General features: G+C 67.6%; 13 protein-coding genes. 2 read left to right on the top strand and 11 right to left on the bottom strand.

Translation table 11 applies throughout. From position 1 onward, the window contains the following. Positions 1-29 precede the first annotated feature (29 nt). Positions 30-1,160 (bottom strand): magnesium/cobalt transporter CorA, encoded by a 1,131-nt coding sequence (gene corA / locus ACPEES_RS00275; RefSeq protein ID WP_435099570.1) that lies wholly within the window; start codon positions 1,158-1,160, stop codon positions 30-32. A gap of 203 nt (positions 1,161-1,363) precedes the next feature. On the opposite strand from corA, the gene ACPEES_RS00280 reads away from it, so the two are divergent. After that, complete coding sequence (locus tag ACPEES_RS00280) at positions 1,364-1,873, top strand: BCAM0308 family protein (protein ID WP_435099573.1); 510 nt, start codon at positions 1,364-1,366, stop codon at positions 1,871-1,873. A gap of 26 nt (positions 1,874-1,899) precedes the next feature. On the opposite strand, the gene ACPEES_RS00285 is transcribed toward ACPEES_RS00280, so the two are convergent. Further along, positions 1,900-10,383, bottom strand: coding sequence for a GH36-type glycosyl hydrolase domain-containing protein (locus ACPEES_RS00285; RefSeq protein WP_435099576.1), 8,484 nt, complete (start codon positions 10,381-10,383; stop codon positions 1,900-1,902). A gap of 21 nt (positions 10,384-10,404) precedes the next feature. Then, the gene (locus ACPEES_RS00290; RefSeq protein ID WP_435099579.1) at positions 10,405-11,355 is read right to left on the bottom strand and encodes a universal stress protein; all 951 of its coding nucleotides are present in this window, start codon (positions 11,353-11,355) and stop codon (positions 10,405-10,407) included. Positions 11,356-11,730: 375 nt separating this feature from the next. On the opposite strand from ACPEES_RS00290, the gene ACPEES_RS00295 reads away from it, so the two are divergent. After that, positions 11,731-12,369, top strand: a complete 639-nt coding sequence (locus tag ACPEES_RS00295) for a phosphoribosyltransferase (RefSeq protein WP_435099582.1) — start codon at positions 11,731-11,733, stop codon at positions 12,367-12,369. Positions 12,370-12,408: 39 nt separating this feature from the next. Here ACPEES_RS00295 and ACPEES_RS00300 read toward each other — a convergent pair whose 3' ends face one another. From ACPEES_RS00300 to ACPEES_RS00335, 8 genes are all read right to left on the bottom strand, one after another. After that, the gene (locus ACPEES_RS00300) at positions 12,409-12,807 is read right to left on the bottom strand and encodes a TraR/DksA family transcriptional regulator (protein ID WP_435099586.1); all 399 of its coding nucleotides are present in this window, start codon (positions 12,805-12,807) and stop codon (positions 12,409-12,411) included. After that, positions 12,776-13,303 (bottom strand): hydrogenase maturation protease, encoded by a 528-nt coding sequence (locus ACPEES_RS00305; RefSeq protein WP_435099588.1) that lies wholly within the window; start codon positions 13,301-13,303, stop codon positions 12,776-12,778. Before ACPEES_RS00305 ends, ACPEES_RS00300 begins: the two co-directional genes overlap by 32 nt. Further along, positions 13,296-14,585, bottom strand: coding sequence for a Ni/Fe hydrogenase subunit alpha (locus tag ACPEES_RS00310; protein WP_435099589.1), 1,290 nt, complete (start codon positions 14,583-14,585; stop codon positions 13,296-13,298). The genes ACPEES_RS00305 and ACPEES_RS00310 overlap by 8 nt, the downstream gene beginning before the upstream one ends. After that, on the bottom strand, positions 14,575-15,357 hold the full coding sequence (locus ACPEES_RS00315; protein ID WP_435099590.1) for an oxidoreductase: 783 nt from the start codon (positions 15,355-15,357) through the stop codon (positions 14,575-14,577). Before ACPEES_RS00315 ends, ACPEES_RS00310 begins: the two co-directional genes overlap by 11 nt. 1 nt (position 15,358) lies before the next feature. Further along, the gene (locus ACPEES_RS00320) at positions 15,359-16,198 is read right to left on the bottom strand and encodes an FAD/NAD(P)-binding protein (RefSeq protein ID WP_435099593.1); all 840 of its coding nucleotides are present in this window, start codon (positions 16,196-16,198) and stop codon (positions 15,359-15,361) included. 8 nt (positions 16,199-16,206) lie between these two features. Continuing rightward, positions 16,207-16,668, bottom strand: coding sequence for a cyclic nucleotide-binding domain-containing protein (locus tag ACPEES_RS00325; protein ID WP_435099596.1), 462 nt, complete (start codon positions 16,666-16,668; stop codon positions 16,207-16,209). After that, positions 16,665-17,801, bottom strand: coding sequence for a 4Fe-4S dicluster domain-containing protein (locus ACPEES_RS00330; RefSeq protein WP_435099599.1), 1,137 nt, complete (start codon positions 17,799-17,801; stop codon positions 16,665-16,667). Before ACPEES_RS00330 ends, ACPEES_RS00325 begins: the two co-directional genes overlap by 4 nt. Before the next feature lie 138 nt (positions 17,802-17,939). After that, positions 17,940-21,035, bottom strand: a complete 3,096-nt coding sequence (locus ACPEES_RS00335; protein ID WP_435099602.1) for an efflux RND transporter permease subunit — start codon at positions 21,033-21,035, stop codon at positions 17,940-17,942. Between the last annotated feature and the right edge of the window lie 4 nt (positions 21,036-21,039).

Raw genomic sequence — 21,039 nt, forward strand, 5'->3', positions numbered from 1 at the left:
GACCCGACGCGATCCGCCCGCGAACGGCTTCAGGAAGCCGTGCTGTCCGGCGGCGTCGACGTTGCTGGCTGCAGGAACGCGGCGCGGCGTCCGATCCATCCCTTACGCTTGAAGTACAACAGCAGCAAGGCAACGGTGACAGCCATCAGCGTGAGCGCGAACGGGTAACCGAAGCGCCAGCCCAGCTCCGGCATGTTCCACGCGGACACGCCGGTGTCGAAGTTCATTCCGTACAGCCCGGTAATGAAACCCAGCGGCATGAAAAGCGTCGCGATGATCGTCAGGACTTTCATGGTCTCGTTCAACCGCGTGCTCACGCTGGCGAGATAGAGCTCGGAGACCTCCGCGGCGATCTCGCGGTAGGTCTCGATGATGTCCATGAGCTGGACGGCGTGGTCGTAGCAGTCTCGCAGATAAATGTGGGTATCGGGGGAAACGAAGCGCATATCACCCTGTACCAGGCGGGCGAGCATGTCGCGCAACGGCCAGAGAATGCGGCGGTTGGCGAGCAGCCGCCGCTTGGCGCCGTGAACCTCCTCGAAGACTTCGTGGCCCGGATGGTTCAGCGCCCGGCACTCCAGGGCTTCGAGCTCGTCTCCCTGGGCCTCCAGCACAGGGAAATAGCCGTTGACGATGCGGTCCAGCAGGAGATAGGCAAGATAATCGGCGGGCTGTCCGCGCACCCGCGCCGACTGCTGGCGGAGGCGCCGCCGTACCGGTTCGAGCCATTCCTGCGGGTATTCCTGGAACGTTAAGATGTAACCTTCCCCGATGAACACAGCCACCTGCTGCGTCTGCCCTGGCACGCCGGGCTGGGCGATGCGCGCGACGATGAACAGGTGGTCCTCGTATTCTTCGGCCTTGGGGCGCTGGTGGACTTCGAGAACGTCTTCCATCGCCAGGCCGTGCAGCCCGAACGCCTCGCCCAGGGCCTGCAGCCGCCGCTTGTCTCCCTTGCCCTCGACGTGCACCCACAAAATCGTGTCCGGGCGCTTCAACTGACCGATATCATCGAGCGTGCAGTCCGGGGCCTCCACGATACCGTGTCTGTCATAGGCGATGGCGCTCAAACGGGTGGTGGTCGTGTCCGCGAACGGGCGTTTGTCCGGCGGTAGCGTTCCAGCATCGCGAAGCCCGGGCAGAGCGTAGTGGTCGGCCATGGCTGTCTCCTGTGTCGGCGTGGGTCCGGTGTTCGGGCCGGGCGCGGGTTATCGGCCCGCGCGTCGCGACTGCCGGTGCCCGCGTACGCCCCGTTGCTCCAGATCAAATTTTTCGGCTCGACCGGGCGCACAATGGTCGAGCGCATCCCGCGTAATGCCAACGATTCCGGAGTTCGATGCCGGTGGTACGGAGGACAGCATTCATGAGCGCACGTGACGAGCATAGAGGGTCTTCCCGTAGCGGCCGGCGCGACCGCCTGGTGCGCGCACACGAGCACGACACCTACCGTCAGCGGGAGAAGCCGCCGGAACCGTCGGCATGCCCGGATTGCGGCGCAGTTTTCCGGAACGGCCGCTGGCAATGGGGGGCAGCTGACGCCGGGGCGCATCAACACCGCTGCCCGGCATGCGCGCGCATACACGACCACGTCCCGGCTGCGTTCCTGACGGCCACGGGGGCATTCGTCCGCCAGCATCGCGACGAGATCGAGGCCCTCATCCGCCATCGCGAGGAGCACGAGTGCCGCGAGCACCCGCTCAAGCGCATCATGGCCATGACCGGCACGGATGACCGGATAGAGATCACCTTCACCGAGCCCCATCTCGCGCGAGGTGTCGGCGAGGCGTTGCGTCACGCCTACAAAGGGGAGCTCGAGTACCATTATGCAGACGGTGCCTACCTGCTGCGCGTGAGCTGGCATCGCGACGCCTGAGTGAACCCGACGGCGCGTTTCGATGCTCAGCGCTCGCGCACCCGGACGACGATATGGTGCTCGCGACGGTCGTCGATCAACTCGACCCGGCAAGGCGCGTCCAGTACCGGTTCGCCCGCCGGGGCACGGGCCTCGCGAGTGATGTCGAGTCGATAGCTGCTGCCGCCGAATCGGTAATGCACCGTACAGCCAGGCCAGTGCACGGGGAGACAGGGGGCGACCTCCAGTGTGTCGCCACGGCGGGTCACCCCGAGCAGGCCTTCGACGACGGCGCGGTGGAACCACGCTGCCGAGCCGGTGTACCAACTCCAGCCGCCGCGGCCCACGTGCGGGGCGACGGCGTAGACGTCGGCGGCGAGTGCGTAGGGCTCCGTGCGGTAGCGCGCCACCTCGGGCGCGCTCGCGGTGTGGGTGATGGGATTGAGGGCATCGACGATAGCCCCCGCGCGGTGGGCATCGCCCAGGCGCGCGAACGCCAGCGCCGTCCAGCAGGCGGCGTGGGTGTATTGTCCGCCGTTCTCCCTGACGCCCGGCGGATAGGCGGCGATATACCCCGGATCCCGGTGCTGGCCAGTGAATGGCGGCGTGAACAGCAGCACCAGGCCGTCGTCCACGCGCACCAGGCGTTCCCAGACGGCCTCCATGGCGATCGTTTCGCGGCCGCTGCCGTCGCCGCCGCTGAGAACCGCCCAGGATTGGGCGATGGAGTCGATCTCGCATTCGCCCTCGCCGGCCGCGCCGAGTGGCGTGCCGTCGTCGAAATAACCCCGACGGTACCAACGCCCGTCCCAGCCATGGGTGCGCAGCGCCGCTGACAGCGTCTCGGCCCGCGCGCGAAGCGATTCCGCCGTTGCGCCATCGCCCCGGGCGTCACTGAGCGCTGCGAACCGGCGCAACGTGACCAGCACGAACCAGCCCAGCCAGACGCTCTCGCCCTTCCCCTGCTGCCCTACCCGGTTCATGCCGTCGTTCCAGTCGCCGGTACCGATGAGCGGCAAGTCGTGCGCGCCGTTGCGATCGGTACGCGCAAGCGCCTGTAGACAGTGCTCATAGAGCGTCGCGCTGGTCTCGGAGGCGGTGTACTCGGCGTAGCGTTCGTGCTCGCCATCGCCAAGGGGCTCGCCGGCCAGGTAAGCGACCCGCTCGTCGAGCACCGCATAGTCCCCGGTGACCCGCACGTAGTCGCACACTGCGTATGCCAGCCAGAGCAGGTCGTCGGAGATGCGCGTGCGCACGCCGCGCGCCCGCGGCGGGTGCCACCAGTGCAGCACGTCGCCTTCCGGAAACTGCCGGGCGGCGGCGGCGACGATGCGCTCGCGGCAGATGGCGGGGGCGATCGGCAACAGCGCCATGGCGTCCTGGAGCTGATCGCGGAAGCCGAAGGCGCCGCTGGACTGATACAGGCCCGTGCGCGCGTGAATGCGGCCACCCAGTATCTGGTACGCCAACCAGCGGTTGAAGAGGATGTCCAGCTGTGGGTCCGGGCTGCTGAGCGTCAGTGTGCCGAGCAACGATTCCCACTGCGCCTGCGCCGTCTGCCCGGCTCGCTCGATGTCGGCCGGTGCGCGGTACGCATCGAGAAGCGACGATGCCGCGTCCGCATCCTCCGCCGCCCCGAGCAGGAACGTCACGGCGTGCTGACCGTTGGCGGGCAGATCCACGTGCACCTGCAGCGCCGCGCAGGGGTCGCGGCCGCATTCGACGCGCTCCGCCAGGCCGATGCGTTCCAGTGCCGCCGGGTGGGCGAGATCGCGATTGCGGCCGAGGAACTCCCTGCGGTCGGTGGTGAAGCCGTGGACGTGGTTGGCGGTGGCGAGAAAGGCGACCTGCTGCGGCCACTCGATGCTGTAGGGGTTGCGGACCAGCAGGGCGCGGCGTTCGCCATCGTAATCCGGTACCAGGAAACCGGCGCTCGCCTCGCGCTGTGCGCCCAGCACCCATTCTGCGTAGTAGGTGACGGTGAGACGCCGGGGGCGTGCAGTGTCGTTGACGAGATCGATCCGGGCGACCTTGACCGGATCCTCGCCGGCCACGAACACGCGCAGCTCACTGCGAATGCCGTGACGCACGTGCTCGAAGTGGCTGTAGCCCGCGCCATGGCGGACGAGGTAGGTGCCGTCCCGGCCCGCCGGCTGTGGCGTCGGTGACCACACCAGACCGGTCTCCTCGTCACGGATGTAGATGCATTCCCCGGGCTCGTCCTGCACCGGGTCGTTATGCCACGGTGTCAGGCGATTCTCGCCGCTGTTGAGCCGCCACGTATAGCCGCCGCCGGACTCGGAGACGATGAACCCGAAATCCGGGGTCGCGATGACGTTGATCCACGGGGCTGGAGGTCTGTGGCCGGCACGGACTTCGATGACGTACTCCCTGCCGTCGTCGGCGAACCCGCCGAAGCCATTGTCGAATTGGAGATCCCGGGGGCGGGCCAGCGGCGCCATCGATGCCACGGACTGGTCGCCGAGGGGCTTCACTGGCAGTCGCGGCAGTGCCACTTCGGCGGCCTCCAGTCGGGCGAGCTGAGGCGTCAGCGACATGGCGGCATCGATGACCGCGCTGGCGGCGGTTTGCAGGAGAACGGCGTCGGCTTCGTTGATCGCCGCTGCCGAGACCACGAAGATGCCGCCCGGACGCGCCAGCCACGTTTCCACGCCCATGCGGGCGAACAGGCGCTGAAGCATGTCGCGGGTATCGCCCTCGTAGCCGGTATCGCCTTCATTGAGGATCACGACATCGATGATGCAATCGCGCTTGCGCCAGAATTCGTGGGCCTTGAGAACCGACCGCACCGTGTCGATCTCCGGCTCCTTCGTCACTGTCATCAAGACGATCGGGTTGTCTCCGGAGATGCCCATGCCCCACAGGTTGGGCTGGCCGAGGTTGTTGCGGGCAATCAACGCCGGTGATCCGCGCAGGCGAGGGTTCGGGTACAGCACTGCCGAGGTCAGACGCGCGATGTCGCGAAGCGCCTCGCCGTCGACACCGACGGCGTGCAGCGTCCGGACGCTGGCGATGCGGGCTTCGTCGAACGTTCGCTGGACGCCCGCCCAGTGGGCGAAGCCGCCCGCGGCGTCCAGCACCTCGTCCCGCGACGACCCGGCCACCCGAAAGAAGCACACGCTCGCGGTGGCATCGGGCGGAATTTCCACTGACTTCTGCAGGGAGGCGATGGGGTCGAGCACGTAACCGCTGGCACCCACCGATCCCGCCGGCGCGTCCAGGCCCGCCGGCCGCCGGCTGGAACCGTTGCGCCCGAGAAACGCGGCACGGTCGGTCTCGAACCCGTCAGCAGCGGTCAAACCATCGGCGGTGATCACGCCCTCGCCCATGACGACGGCCTCGCCGCCGCGGTCACGGAGCTGGCGCTCGAACACCAGTACCGGCGGTGTGCCGAGCATCTCGCTGTGCACGAACAGCTTGCTGAATGCCGGGTGCTGGGCGTCGGCGCGTGGATCGCCGAGAACGATCTCGGCATAGCTCGCGAGCCGGATGATGCGTGTCTCCGTGCCGTGATTGACGAGCGTGACCCGCCGCAGCTCGGCGTCCCGGGTATGGGAGACGGTGACGTCGAGGCGTTGTACCAGCCCGTGGTCGTAACGCTCGTAGCCCGCCGCGTGAGGATGGAAGGATACGCGTGCCGTCTCGCCCGGACGCTGGGTAGGCAGGTGGGGAATGGACCAGACATCCCCGGTCAATTCGTCGCGCAGGTAGAGCCAGTTGCCCCAGTGGTCCCGCGTGGGGTCGGCACGCCAGCGCGTGAGTGCTTTGCCGTTCCACGTACTCACGCCGCCGCCGGCGTTGGATATCACGACCCCGTAACGTCCGTTCGAAAGAAGATGAACCTGGGGCGTCGGCGTCTGCGACTGGACCTGCCAGGCAGCGATGTCCGGTGGGGTGCGGGTATCCCGCGTCTGCGACGCCGGTTCCGGGTTCGCGGCGCGTTCCATGTCCGCGCTGCGCGGGGCGCGTTCGCGCAGCAGCAGCGCGCAGGCCCGAACCCGTGGCTCGGCGGCGAAGCGGGTGATGCAGTTGCACGAGTGAAGGACATTGCCGAGGCCAACCAGTGACATGCCGTGATGGTGCGCCATGTAGCTCGCGACGATGGCGCGGGAGGCACCGACCTCCATACGCCGCTGGGTGGAGTCCAGGGCCTCGTAGAAACCATAACGACCCAGCATGCCCAGCGATTCCAGGTGCCTGAGGTTGTCCATCGCCGCTTGTGGGCGCCATCGCATGGCGAGAAACGACGCGTAGGGCGTGGCCACGACATCCTCGTGTTCGCTGGCCGGCCGCAGCGCCAGTGCCGGCACCCCGAATGCGTGGTAGGCATAGTTGTGAGCGGCGTCGAACGCATAGTAGCCGGATTCCGATACCCCCCAGGGGATGCCGCCACCGGCCGCGTGGCGCATCTGGGCGGCAATGGCGGCGCGGGCGCTCTGGCCGAGCAGCGTGGTGACGGGCTCGTCCATCAGCAGCTGCGGCATGAGGTATTCGAACAGCGTCCCGCTCCAGGAAAGCAGCATCGTGTCGCCGTTCTGCCGGCCTATGGGGCGCCCCAGGTGGACCCAGTGCCGTGCCGGTACATCGCCCTTCGCGATGGCGACATAGCTGGCCAGACGTGCCTCCGAAGCGAGCAGGTCGTAGGCGTGCTCGTCGAGGCGGCCGTGGTCGACGTCGTAGCCGATTCGAAAGACATGCCGGGCGCGGTCGTAGAGAAACGACATGTCCGTGGCGCGGAAAAGGCGTTCGCAGGTCGTCTCGACTTCCTGCGTCACGGCGATGAGCGCCGCCGCCGGTGCAACGACCTGCTGGAGTGTTGCCGCGAGGCGCCTTAGCCACCGCTCCAGGTCCGCCCGGGCTCCGTCGGGGAGCTCCGCGGCCGCTGCCGACTCGAGCGCACTGATCAGCGGCTGCACGTGCACGACGAGGCTCGGGAGTTCGTCCACGGCCGGGACCGGCGAAAGCGCCGCGTGAAGGTCGTCCCAGGCTTTCTGTACGCCGGCGGGGAAACCATCCAGCTGCGCCGATTCCGGCGGCCGTGTGAGCACTGACCACCACGGCAGGAAGCGGTCGCGGGTGCGGCGCAGGCGGCGCACGTCGTGGTGAACGCGCTCCAGCCAGGCACGCAGCTCGGCGAGGGCCTGTGCCGACAGCGCCTCCTGTTCCTCGATGACCGCACGCGCTGCCGGGTCGAGCTGACCCTGAACCGCCTCGGTCAGTGCCTCCACGAGCCAGGGCCAGTGATGGCTTCGCATGCGGGCAGCGAGGATCTGCTCGCGGATCCGGTGCAGTATCTCGTAGAGGTGCCGGCGTGGCGGGGTCTCTCCGTACGGGGCCAATGTATCCTCGACCAGGCCCAGGGTGTCGAGCACGCCCTCGAAGGTGGCGTAGCGCCAGGCCGGCTCGGACCGGAGTTGACCCATTGCCTGTTTGAGCGCGAGCAGGCACCCGAGGAGATTGCCCGAGTCCACGGTGGAAACGTAGGCCGGCGGCAGCACCGTGAGGTGGTGCGTGTCATACCAGTTCAACAGGTGACCACGGAACCCGGGCATGCTCTCGACGGTGCGCAGCGTGTTACGGCTGCGCACCGCTAGTTCCTGCGCGTCGATGTAGCCCAGGTCGTAGGCAGTGACATTGGCGACGAGCAGTAAGCCGATGTTGGTGGGCGAGGTTCGGTGTGCCACCACCCCCTTGGGGCTCTCCTGGAAATGGTCCGGCGGCAGCCAGTGGTCGTCGGGCCCCACGAATTGCTCGAAGAACAGCCAGGTGCGGCGTGCGATGCGGCGCAGATGGGTGCGGTCGTCGCGGCGTAGTTGCTCGACGGTGACGACCGGCTCGCGGCGGGTGATCACTGCGATCTGTGGTGAGAGTAGCCACAGCGTGAGCACGGGCACCGCGTACCACAAGGCCCCAGGCTGGGCGACGGCGAGACCGCCGCCGACCGCGAGGGCTGCTGCCGGTCCGCTCCACAGGCCCAGCCAGAAGCGTCGGCCGCCCTCGCCTGCCCGGGCTCCGGAAGGCTCAATGGCCGCCGGCGTCCACTCGAGCAGGCGTCGGCCGCTGATCCGCGTCCGATATACGGACCGGGCGATGGCGTCCAGAACGAGCCATGCGTCCTGGACCAGGAACGTCACCGCGAGCAGCCAGCGCGCGCCATCACCGGTCAGGTCGTGCGCCAGGCGTACGGCGCGGCGCCGCAGGGGACGCCGCAGCAGGCCCACGACGTTGGCAAGCGTCGGTACGAGCAGCGTCAGCAGCGCGAGTACGGTCCATTGCAGGGGTGAGCCCGGCAACGCGAACCACCCCAGCAGCAACAATCCCGCAAGCATTGGCGCCTGGAGGCTGCGGAGCAGATTATGACCGATTTGCCAGCGGTGAATGGCATCCAGTGGATTCTGCCGCATCCGCCCGTCGGTAGTCGGAACCCGGCGCCGCAACCACGGCAGTAGCTGCCAGTCGCCGCGGGTCCAGCGATGCAGGCGCCGGGCGTAGGCGAGATAGTCGCTCGGGTAGTCCTCGTAGACGACGACATCGCTGACCAGGGCGGTACGCCCGTGCACGCCTTCGAACAGGTCGTGGCTGAGAACGGCGCTCTCCGGCACGGCGTTGGCGAGGCTGGCCTCGAAGCCGGCTACGTCGTAGAGGCCTTTGCCGGTGTAGATGCCCTCTCCGAAGAGATCCTGATACGCGTCGGAGACGGCGAGTGTGTAGATATCGAGGCCGCGGTCGCCCGAGAAGATGCGGGTGAACAGGTTCCTGGAGGCCGTTACCGGGTTGATCTCGACGCGTGGCTGGACAATCGTGTACCCGGCCGTGACCGTGCCCGTCACCGGGTCGATTACCGCCTGGTTGAGGGGGTGAGCGAGGGTGCCGACGAGGCGGTGAGCCGCCTCCACCGGCAGCAGCGTATCGGCATCCAGGGTAATGACGTAGCGGGCCTGGCGGAGATCGTCGATGGCGCCGGCCCTTTCCACGAAGGTGCCGAACGTGCCGGTTAGTACGAAGCGGTTGAACTCATGGAGCTTGCCGCGCTTTCGCTCCCATTCCATCCACACGCCGTCACGTTGGTTCCAGGTACGCCTACGGTGCATCCAGAAGAACGGCTGCCGGTCGTCCGCGCCATGACGATGGTTCAGCCGCGCGATCCCGTCCCGAAGCGTCGCCAGGACCCCGGCGTCCATGGGCTCGACGGCGTGGGCGCTGTCACGTAGCCCGGTGAGCAGGCCGTATCGCAGTTGCGCGTCCCTATTGGCCAGATAGTGACGTTCGAGCTGCTCCAGCGCGCGTTCGGCGTCGCTACGATCGGTTATCAGGAGGGTCATGCAGACCGCGGTGCGGTGCTCGGCCGGAATGCCGGTGCCGAAGTCGAGCTTGGGCAATACCCGCGGCGGCAACGTGACGGTCACCCCCCAGTTGATCAGGACCGAGGCGATGTTCAAGGCGGGCACGGCCACCAGGGCAGCGACGAGTAGCGCTTGCCACCAGGTGCCGAGGTAGCCCGCGTAGACGCCGGGCAGCGCCGTGAGCGCGAGCGCCAGCCCGGCGAGCGTGACCAGGTAGAGCCTCTGCACATGTCGGCGCGCCCAGTGGGTTAGCCGCGCCGGCCACCGCCGGTGATGGTCGATGCGGTCTTCCAGCGCCGCCCTTCCCTCCCCGACGAGGAAATAGCCGACGTGATCGCCAGCCGGCGCCCGTTGTCCGCCGGCGGCGGTGTCGCGGGCGAGCGTGATCGCGGTACGGGCGACGGTGACCTCGTCGGTGCCGGCGAGGCGGGCGATTTTCTCGACCTCGCCGCGGTAGCGGTCACGGGTCTCGAAGTCCATTGCCGGATAGGCACCGCACGGATCATCGCCGAGCGTTGCTTCGACCTCGGAGGTGCGTTCGACGAAACGACGCCAATCGGCTCTATCGAGCTGATGGAGACTCCAGACGGCGTCAGCGACCGGGTCGGCGGTGCCGCACTCACGCTCGCGTGACCTGCCGGCCGCGGGTCGGTCGTCGCTGATGCGCTCGCGCGCGACTGTCATCACGGTGCGCAGGCATTCATAGCGCAGCAGCAGTGGCAGGGCCCACAGTTCCGCAGTGTTGAGCGCGACCCCCGAGCGTCGCTCCTGCACCAGGGCTTCGAGGACGTTGACGTCGAAGCGCTTTTCCGCTTCGGCAAGCGCGAGCCGGGCGACGAGCAGCGCCCTGGGTGTCATCTGTCCACCGTTGGCGATCACGATGGGTAGCTCGGCGACGAATCCCGCGGTGAGGCCCTGCTGCAGCATGCGCAGGGTACGTCGAATGACGTAGCCGTTGTCGACGTACCAGTCCATCCACGGTTCAGCGCTGGCCGGCTCTTCCCTCAGGACCCGCACGCGCTCGTCGAGCGTATCGACGGCACGGGCGAAGTCACGCAGCTCCGCCCGAATCGGCGTGAAGCACCGGCGCATGCCCGGACGCACGGCATCGAGATCCGCTGCCGGCGTCGTCGTGCCTTGTTCGGCCGCCTCACCGCGCGCTGCCATGCCGTGCCGCACCGGGGCGTGTCAGTGACCCCATATCTCGCGGGCGGCCCGCTCCGCCTGGGTCGGCTGGATCTCCTCGGGGCTTAGATCCTGCACCACCAGCAGTGGTGTCTCGCCGTAGACGATGGTGCTCAGCGGCACCGCGCCGAATTGCCAACAGGCCGAGCAGGACGTACCGTGCGCCGCCATCACCATCAGGTCCACCTGCTCGGTACGGGCGATGCGCTGGATCGCGTACGCCGGCGACGCGTCGATTTCGACTCGCGATGTCACGCGCAGGCCTTCATTGCCCAGGCGCTCGGCGATACCGTCCAGGTAGCGCTCGATGCTCTCGCGCTGAGCGGTTGCCCACTCCGAGAGCCGGCGCTGGCCGTTCTGCGGTAAGGCCTGGCCGGCCGGCACCACCGAGACCAGCACGATCTCCGCGTCATGCTGTCGTGCCAGGGCCTCCACGAACGCGAGAACGCACTCCGCCCGGCGGCTGCCGTCGAGGGGAACGAGCATTCGAGTGTAGATGAACGCATCACTTGCCGGTTGTCCCGCGACGTAGGCACGGACCAGCAGAAAGGACACACGGGCATGCAGCGCCGCCCGTTGCGCGACGCCACCCAGCACCCATCCGCTGACACCGCCGCAACCGTGAGTGCTCAGTACGAGCAGCGTCGGCGGACCCGTCTGGACGAAATCGACGATCTGCTCCACCGGGGCGCCTTCCAGCGTGACCGTCTCCGCCTCGAGGCCGTGCGCCAACAGCCGATCGGCAATGCCGGCGAGGTACGTCGGGGCCTCCAGTCGCAGCGCTTCCCATTCCAGCGGATCAGCGGGATACGCGTTGTCGTTGGCGGCTTCGCCCTGGACGACCCGGAGCAAAACGGGGTGCGCTGCCAGCGCCTGGCACAACGCAATAGCGTGGGGGAGTGCACACTCGGCGAGTCTCGAACCGTCGAGTGGAACCACGACGCGCCTGAACATTAGCGCCTCCAAGACAGCCCGGATGCCGCGCCGACGCCACACCTCCGGGTCGATCGGGGTTATCGCTTTCCCGTCTTCGTCCCTGCGCGGGTGCATGGGTGTCGCAAGCGACGCCGCGTGACCGTCGACGGGCCCGCCGCTCCACGCCCATTGTTGACACAATCACGCAGAACAGTCCGCCACGTTTTGACGTAGATCAATGGCTTCTGCGCGCGCCAGTGATGGTTCCCCGGCATGCCTCCGGCGAGTGTCGGCCATTGAGTCACGTTGGTGGCCGTCAATGCGGTACCCCGGCGGGGGGGATTATCCTTGTATTCTAGAGAGACTGAGCCGGGGTTCCTCCAACGGCCCGGCGTTGCCGGGGGGGAGCGCACCATGTTCCGTGACCGCCTCGATGCTGCACATCAGCTCGCCGAGCGACTGCGACATACCGATGGGCAGAACCCTCTGGTCCTGGCGATTCCCCGAGGCGGTGTTCCCATGGGGCGGGTCATCGCCGTCGCCCTGCACGGGGACCTGGACGTCGTGCTGGTCCACAAGATCGGGGCGCCCGCTAACCCGGAGTACGCCATCGGCGCGGTCAGCGAGGATGGCACCGTCCAGCTCAGGGACGATGCATGGGAGCGCCGCTATCCACAGCGAATCCGCGAGGAGATCGACGATCAGCTTGCAGTTCTGCGACAGCGGCGCCGGCAGTACACTCCGGTGCGGCCACCAATCGATCCCACCGACCGGGTGGTGATCGTCGTCGACGATGGCAGCGCCACCGGCGCGACCATGGAAGCCGCGCTCACGACACTCCGCAACCGTGCCCCGCGGCGCCTGATCGCCGCGTTGGGCGTCGCGCCCGCCGGCGTGGTCACCCGGCTTGCCGACATTGCCGATGAGGTCGTGTGCGTCAGCTCCCCCTCGCCGTTCTTCGCCGTGGGCCAACACTTCATCGACTTCGGTCAGGTCTCCGACGCCGAGGTCATCGCCTGTCTGCAGCCGCCGGGAGACACGGGCTACGATTAGTACCCCCTTGGCCGGGGTACGGTGGACAGGTGTCAACGCTCAGAGCTCCGGTCGGTGATGCGCCCCCTGCTGGCCCTCGTAGGCGATCTGGCATCGACGGCAGCGCTTCGCCGTTGGGTGAGCCTGCAGACGCGCCAACGCGATGGCATCACCGCAATCGCTGCACGCCCCGTAGGTACCCATGTGCATGCGTGCCAGCGCCGCCTCGATGTCGCGGATCTCGGCAATGTGGCGGTCGATGTCGGCGAGACCGATATCCACGAGCAGGTCCGCTACCGATTCGTCCCCCGGGTCGTGCACCTGTCCGGCAAGGTCCTGGTAGTGTTCCTGGTCCGACTGAACGAGCTCCGCGTGGATCTCGTCGCGCAACTGGTCGAATCGCGCTCGAAGCTGTTGTCTGAGTGCGTCAATCTGAGTACCGGTTAGTCGCTGTGCCACGGTGGCTTCCTCCCGTCTGCTCGGACATGGTTTCGGTGATGTCGTCAAGAATCCGTACGGCAAGCGCCTCCGTTGCCCGGGCGACGGGCGGCGATAGTGCAGCCCCGGGCGAGAAGTCCCGGCCTTCCACGACATAGACGAGACAGACGGCGGGCATCGTCTCCAGCGACCGTGCCAGCGCCAGGGCGTCGGCCAGACCGAGACCGTGGGTGGATAGCCCGCTGGCCAACGGCGGCAGCGGCGACGCACGAACGTCGAACCGTCGCACGGTGCCGATGGCAGCGGTGCTGGATACTGCCGCGTCCACGATGTACGCCGCACGCGCGCCGGTGAGTAGCTCCACCAGCGTGGTCGCCTCGCCGCTGCACTCGTGTACCGACACGTCCCCGGGCACGAGCGGGCGCAGACGCTCGGCGACGATGGGGCCGACGGCGTCATCGCCACGGCCACGGTTGCCCACACCGAGCAGCCGCCGCGGTCGCAAGCCGTCAGTCACGGTGAATCCGCAGGTCGAGGAAATGGGTCGCGCAGGAGATGCACGGATCGAAGTTCCGGATCGTGCTCTCACAGCGGGCGCGCAGCTCGTCATGGGGCAACTCCAGCCAGCCGCCGATGAAGTCCTTCAGGTCGGCCTCGATGGTGGGCTGATTCTGCGCCGTGGGCGGGACGATTTGGGCTTCCTCGATAGTGCCGTCCGTTGCCAGCCGGTAGCGGTGAAACAGCAACCCCCGGGGCGCTTCCGTGGCGGCATGACCCTCGCCGGCGGCCGGCGTGACGGTAACGGCCGGCCGCGGCGGTGGCTCATAGTCCGCGATCAGCCGCAAGGCCTCGTCACAGGCGTACACGATTTCCACGCTGCGAACGATAATGCTCTTGAACGGGTTGCGGCAGACAGGGCCCAGACCGGCCTCGTCCGCTGCCTCCCGCGCCATCGGCGAGAGGCGGTCGTGGTTGAGTCCGAAACGCGCCAACGGTCCCACGAGGTACGTGCTGCGCTCGCGCAGTCGCGCGTGGAGCGCGGTGGAGTGTTTGACCTGCGTTTCCACGAAATGGCGGTTGTAGGCCGTCACCGGAATGTCCAGACAGTTGCTGGAGACGATGCGGCCCTCATTGAACGGATACTCCCGGGGGTGGCGCAGCGCAACCAGCTCGTAATCGCGCTCGCAATCCGGAAAGTCGAATCCGGCGGTCCAGCGCACTGTCTCCAGGGCGGTGTCCCGCGCCCGCTGCAGCTCGGGCACGAGCGCTTGCAGCTCGGCGCGCTCCGGCGTGCGGTAGAAACCGCCCACGCGCACGTTGACGGGATGGATTTCCCGGCCGCCGAGCAGGGTCATCACCCGGTTGCCGGCCTGCTTTAGCGCCAGGCCCCGGCGCACGGTTTCAGGGTGATCCCGGGCCATTGCCGTGAAGCCGTCATAGCCGAGGAAATCCGGTGCGTGGAGCAGGTAGACGTGCAGCGCATGGCTTTCGATCCATTCACCGCAGTACAGCAACCGCCGCAGGTCCCGCAGCGAGCCGCCGACCTCGATACCCAACGCGCGTTCCATCGCATGGACCGCACTCATCTGGTAAGCGACCGGGCAGATGCCGCAGATGCGCGCGGTGATATCCGGTGTCTCAGTGAAATCACGTCCGCGCAGCAGCGCCTCGAACAGACGTGGAGGCTCGAATATCCGCAGCTCCGCCTTGCGGACGGTGCCGCCGTCGATGCGCACCTCCAATGCCCCCTCGCCCTCGACGCGGGCGAGGTAGCCGACCTTGATCGTTTTACGGCTCATGGCGTTCGCTCTCCTCGCGGAAGGCATCGGCGTTGGCGTTGAACGTGCGGTACACACGGCACAGGTCCGTGCGATCCACGCCGAGGCCGGCGAGCCAATCGCTGAGCGCGGCGCTGTTGGGCGATTCCATGGGGCCGAAGCAGCCATAGCAGCCGCGGTGGTACGTGGGGCACAGGGCACCGCAGCCGGCGTGGGTGACAGGGCCCAGACAAGGCGTGCCGTGGGCCGTCATGACGCAGATGTTGCCGCGTCGCTTGCATTCGATGCACACGCTGTGACTCCGCACCGCGGGACGGCGGCCAGCCGTGAAGGCGGAGACGACCTCCAGTAACTGCCGTTTGTCGACGGGACAGCCACGAAGCTCGAAGTCCACGGGAACATGATCAGCGATGGCGGTGGAGCGCGCCAGCGTGGCGATGTACTCGGGCCGCGCGTAGACGGCGGCGACGAATCCCTCCACGTCCGCGAAGTTGCGCAGCGCCTGGATGCCGCCGGCGGTGGCGCAGGCACCGATGGTGACCAGTGTCCGCGAGCGCCGGCGGACTTCGCGGATGCGCTCGGCATCGTGGGCGGTGGTGATCGACCCCTCCACCAGCGACAGGTCGTAGACACCACGGATGCGCCCGCGCGTGACCTCCTGGAAATAAGCGATCTCCACGCGCTCCGCGACGGCCATGAGCTCGTCCTCGCAGTCCAGCAGCGAGAGCTGGCAGCCGTCGCAGGAGGCGAACTTCCACACGGCGAGGCGCGGCTTGCGGTGCGGACGACTCATGTCACAACGCCTCCCGACCGAAGACACCGCGCAGTCGTGCCACGGGCAGCACCGGGCCGTCGCGGCAGATCAGCTCCGGGCCGAGCTGGCAGTGGCCGCAATGGCCGATGGCGCACTTCATGTTGCGCTCCAGGGATACATACATCGCCGCATCGTCGACCCCGAGCGCACGCAACGCCGCGACGGTGAAACGCATCATCAACTCCGGACCGCATATCAACGCGATCACCGATGCGGCATCGAACGTCGCCGATGCCAGCACGTCGGTCACCACACCCACCCGGCCACGCCAGTCGCCACCGGCATGGTCGACGGTGATCAGCACGTCCATATGCCCACGCCGCCGCCAGCGCTCCAGCTCGCGATGGAAAAGCAGATCCGTGGGGCTGCGCGCACCGTAGATCAACGTGAGGCGGCGAAAATCCCGGCTTCGGTGGAGTGCGTGGTAGAGCATCGGTCGCAGCGGCGCCAGACCCAGCCCGCCGGCGATCACCAGCAGATCGCCCCGGGCGCCCGCGTGTTGCGGCCAACCATTGCCGAATGGTCCGCGCAGGCCGAGGGTCTGCCCCGTGCGCGTTCCCACGAGTGCGCGGGAGACGGGGCCGACAGCGCGGACGGTATGGGTCCAGCGTGTGCGCGCATCGGGATCGCCGCTGACGCTGATCGGGACCTCGCCAACGCCGAAGGCATAGAGCATGTTGAACTGTCCGGGGGCGAACACCGCGGGGGCCGTATCGTCGCGCGATAGCTCCAGTGTCCAGATCTCGGCCGTCTCCCGCCGGCGTCGCACCACCCGAACCGGTACCGGGCGCATGGGATCGTCGTCGTACTGCATTGCCATGCGCTAGGTCACTCCGGCGTTCCGTAGACGTCGAGCACCTGCATGCGGGTCGCATGCAACCGTGACACCAGGGTCGGAAGCAGGCGCTTGAGCACCTCGTAGCCAAGGGCCGGATCGGCATCGCACTTCCCGCGCAGGCAGCGGGCGTCCAGCGCGATCGCGCGGGTGCGTTCCACGACGCGCGCGTCGTACATCCAGCGGTACGGGGGAACCAGCCAGGAGACGCCGACCAGCTCGCCATCCGCAAGCGTCTGAAAGCGTATGGCGCCGCGGCCGGGCGCGTTGATTTCGAGCGCCACCAGCCCCTGCCGTATGAGATAGAGCGCATCCGCTTCATCCCCTTCGCGGCGCAGGTATTCGCCGCTTTCGAAGCGCGTGTTGCGGGCACACCCGCATACGACATCGACAAATGCGGGATCCAGGCCGCGGAACAGAGGATGCTCCCGCAGCAGTCGCTCCATGCCGCTCATGGCGCCTCCTCGCCGGCATCGCTTGCCTGGATCGCGCGTACTTCCTCGGTGATATCGATGCCCACCGGACACCACGTGATGCAGCGGCCACAGCCGACGCACCCGGAGGTGCCGAACTGTGCCACCCAGGTCGAGAGTTTGTGGGTCATCCACTGGCGATAGCGCGACCGCCCGGACTGGCGGACGCTCCCGCCGTGGAGGTAGGAGAAATCCATTGTGAAGCACGAGTCCCAGTGCCGGGTTCGCACGGCTGTGTCACCGGCGAGATCGGTGGTGTCCTCCACGGTGGTGCAGAAGCAGGTCGGGCAGACCATGGTGCAATTGCCGCAGGTGAGGCAGCGCTCGGCGACGTCGTCCCAGCGGGGGTGCTCCAGGTTGCGCATGAGAAGCGCCGGGACGTCGGTGTCGGGCATCGAGCGCCCCATTGCCCCTGCCGTGCGTTCCACCACGGCGTGCGCTGCCGTGACGTCGGCGTCGTCAGCGTCATGGTGCGGCAGTGTCCCGAGCACTGCGTCGCCGTCCGGGGTGCCGGTCTCGACCACGAACCGGTGCCCACCGCCATCCATGATTTCGGTGAGCGCGAGGTCGAAACCCTCCGTGACTGCCGGGCCGGTTCCCATGGAGGCACAGAAGCAGGTGCCGCCGGCGGTCCCGCAGTTGACGGCGACGACGAATATCCCCTCGCGCCGCTGACGGTAGTTGGGGTCCGCGTGGGCACCGCCGAGCAGCACCCGGTCTTGGATGCGAATGGCGTGGAGCTCGCAAGCGCGCACGCCGATGAAGGCGAGGCGCTCGACACTGGCCGCAGCGTCTTCGAAACGCAATCCGTCGGGGCCGTGGGAGGCGCGCCACAACGTGAGATCGGGGGGATGGAGGTAACGTTTCCAGGAGTGCGGTCCAACCGCGTAGCCGAACAATGCGGCATCGTCGCGGCGCCTGACGCGATAGTGTCCGCCATCCTGCTCGTCGGTCCAGCCGGCCGGCAGATCGTCGACGGCGGCGACGTCGTCATAGACGATCGCACCGTCGCGCAACCGCGGGCCGATGACGCGATAGCCTCGACCGGCCAGCGCCTCGATGAGGCCCTGCAGACCGTCGACTCCGATCACGCGGGCGCCGTGAGTATCCGGCATCGCCTGCTCTCTCCCGGATGCACGGGCGGATCGCCACTACCGATAACTGTAGTGGCGAGTGCAGGCTCAAGCGTCGACTTCGATCAAGATTGCCGGCGATTTCCCGCGGCCGCCCCGCACGGGACCGTCGCCCGTCGGTCAGTCGACCGCGGTTGCTACCGTGTGGGCACGCTCGTGCACCACGACGTCGCTCTCCCCCTCGCGAACCCGGAAGAATGCCGCATAGAGCACTGGCACGGCGATGAGGGTCAGGACGGTGGCAAAGGCGAGTCCGCCCATGATCGTTACCGCCATGGACGCGAAGAACACGTCGAAGAGCAGCGGAATCATGCCCAGGATGGTGGTACCCGCGGCGAGCATGACCGGGCTGAAGCGGCTGACGCTGGCATCGACGATGGCCGCGTGACGGTCATGACCGTCACCGATGCGCAAGTCGATCTCGTCGACCAGCACGATGGCGTTCTTGATCAGCATACCCGACAGGCTCAGGAAGCCGAGCAGCGCCATGAAGCCGAACGGCAGACCGGAGACCAGCAGCGCGACGGTGACACCGCATATCGCCATGGGCACGCACAGCCAGATGATGAGCGGCTGGCGCACCCGGGCGAACAACGCGACGGTGATCAGCACCATACCGAGGTAGCCGAGCGGCAGGCCTTCTGCCAGCGATGCCTGGGCGTCAGAGGATTTCTCGTGTTCGCCGCCCCATTCCAGATCGTAGCCCCGGGGCAGGTCCATCGCTGCCACCAGTGGCCGCACGCGCTGGAATGCCGCCGCCGCATTGCTCCCGTACGGCGGGTCGGCCTGAGCGGTAATGGTTCGCGTCTTGTCGAGGCGGCGGATGATGCCGTTCTCCTGGGACGTGATGAAACCGTCCACCACTTCGTTCAGCGGTACGTAGGCCTGAGCGGCGGCCGCCCACACCCGGCGATCACGCAGGTCGGCGGATGCGCCGCGTTCGCTCTCGGGTGCGCGCATGACGATGGGAACCAGGCGGTCGCCCTCGCGGTAGAGACCGACCCGACGGCCGTCGGTGGCGACGGCGAGGGTATTGGCAATATCCCGGCGGGTCACGCCGATGGCGCTCGCCCGGTCCTCGGCCATCTCCGGCACGATGAGCGTTTCGCGCTGGCGCCAGTCATGGCGGACGTTGATGAGCCCCTGGCGTCGGAAGATGGCCTGTGCCCTGCCCGCGAGCTCGCGCAACACCACCGGGTCCGGGCCGGAGAATCGGGCCTCGATCTTGGCGCCGCCGCCGGGACCGAGACGCACGCGCTCCAGCTTCGTTTCAGCCTCCGGATAATGGGTGGAAAGCCAGTCCAGGGCGCGGCGGCCGATCGCCGGAATGCGCGCGCTGTCCGTCGCGCGCACGATGAACTGACCGTAGGCCGGGTTGGGCCGTTCCGGCGCGTAGACCAGCATGAGCCGTTCGGCGCCGGCACCCACGAACGCGCTCACGTCGGTGACGCCGTCCATGGCGAGGAGCTGCGCCTCGATCTCGGCCATATCCTCCGCGGTCGCACGAATGTCGGTGCCTTGCGTGCGCCAGTAGTCGATGTAGAACACCGGCGTTGCGCTGTCCGGGAAGAACGACTGGGATACGAACCCGAAACCGCCTACCGCGGCGCCGGTGAGCGCCAGCAGCCCGACCACCGTAATGACTCGGTGGTGAAGCGCGGCGGAGACCGTCGCCCGGTAGACGCGCAGCAGGCGTGGCTCCCCCGCCGCGGCAGCCGCCTCGGCGGAGCGTACTGCAAAGAGGTAGGTGGCCAGCAGCGGTGTCACCGTCACCGCCAGCAGCCAGCTCAACAGCAGCGAGATGCCGATGACCGCGAACAGCGAGAACGTGAACTCGCCGGTGGAGTCGTCGGACAGTCCGATACCGGAGAAAGCGAGAATCCCGATCACCGTGGCGGCGAGCAGCGGCATCTGGGTCTGGCCCGCGATGCGGCTGGCCGCTTTCCGCGGCGAGCTACCGTGCTTCATGCGCACCATCATGCCCTCGGCGATGACGATGGCGTTGTCCACGAGCATGCCCATGGCGATGATGAGCGCGCCCAGCGAGACGCGCTGCATGGTGATGCCGAAGAGCTTCATCGCCAGCAGCGTACCCAGCACCGTGAGCAGCAGCACGCTGCCCACGACCACGCCGCCGCGCCAGCCCATGGCGATGCACAGAACCAGGATGACGATGGCCACGGAGCTCGCCAGGTTGACGATGAAACCGCCGACGGCCTCGTCCACCACCTTGTGCTGCTCGTAGATCGGCTGCAGTGACACACCAACCGGCAGGTCGTGCGTGATCTCGTCGATACGCGCTTCCACGGCTTCGCCCACCGCCACGATGTTGGTGCCGGACAGCGCGGATACCCCCACCGTCGCTGCCGGAACGCCGTTGTGGTGGACGATGCGCTGCGGGGTATCCTCGTAGCCGCGCGTAACCGAGGCGATATCGCCGAGGCGGACGGTCTGACCGCCGGCGCCGGGGCCGGCGCTCAGGAACAGGTTCTCGATGCGCTCCACGGAAGTGAAGGCGCCGGACGGCGACAGCCGCACGGTGTCGTCGTCGACGCGTACCGAGCCGCTGTCCATCACGGCATTCTGGACTTCCAGCGCGTTGGCGATGCTGGTCGGGGGAATCCCGAGCTGGGTGAGCACCGACTGGGGGATTTCGACGTAAATGCGTTCATCGCGCAGGCCGCCGATGGCGACCTTGGCGACGCCGGGCACACGCAGGAGCTCGCGGCGCAGTGTTCGGGCGAAGTCACGCAAATCCGCCTTGGAGTAGTCCGGCGCGGTGAGTGCGTAGTAAAGCCCGTAGACGTCGCCGTAGTCGTCGTTGACTTGCGACGGCCGCGCGCCCGGGGGCAGGCCCGCCTGCGCGTCGTTGATCTTGCGCCGCAGCTCGTCCCAGACCTGGGGCAACGTATCGGCGTCGTATTGCTCCTGTATCTCCACCGTGATCATGGAAAGCCCCGCTGTCGAGCGCGAGCGCACTTCCTTGATCTGAGGCAGCCGCTGGATGGCCGTTTCCAGGCGGTCGGTGACTTCCTGCTCCACCTGCTCGGCCGAGGCGCCGGGATACGCGGTGGTAACCACTGCTTCCTTGATGGTGAATTCCGGGTCCTCGAGACGGCCGAGGGTCGCGAGCGCCCACAACCCTCCCAGCAGGCAGATAAGGATGATCAGCCAGGTGTTGACCGGTTTGTCGATGGAGGCACGGGCGATATCCATGACG

Source organism: Arhodomonas sp. AD133 (genome assembly GCF_051195215.1).
GTDB lineage: Bacteria > Pseudomonadota > Gammaproteobacteria > Nitrococcales > Nitrococcaceae > Arhodomonas.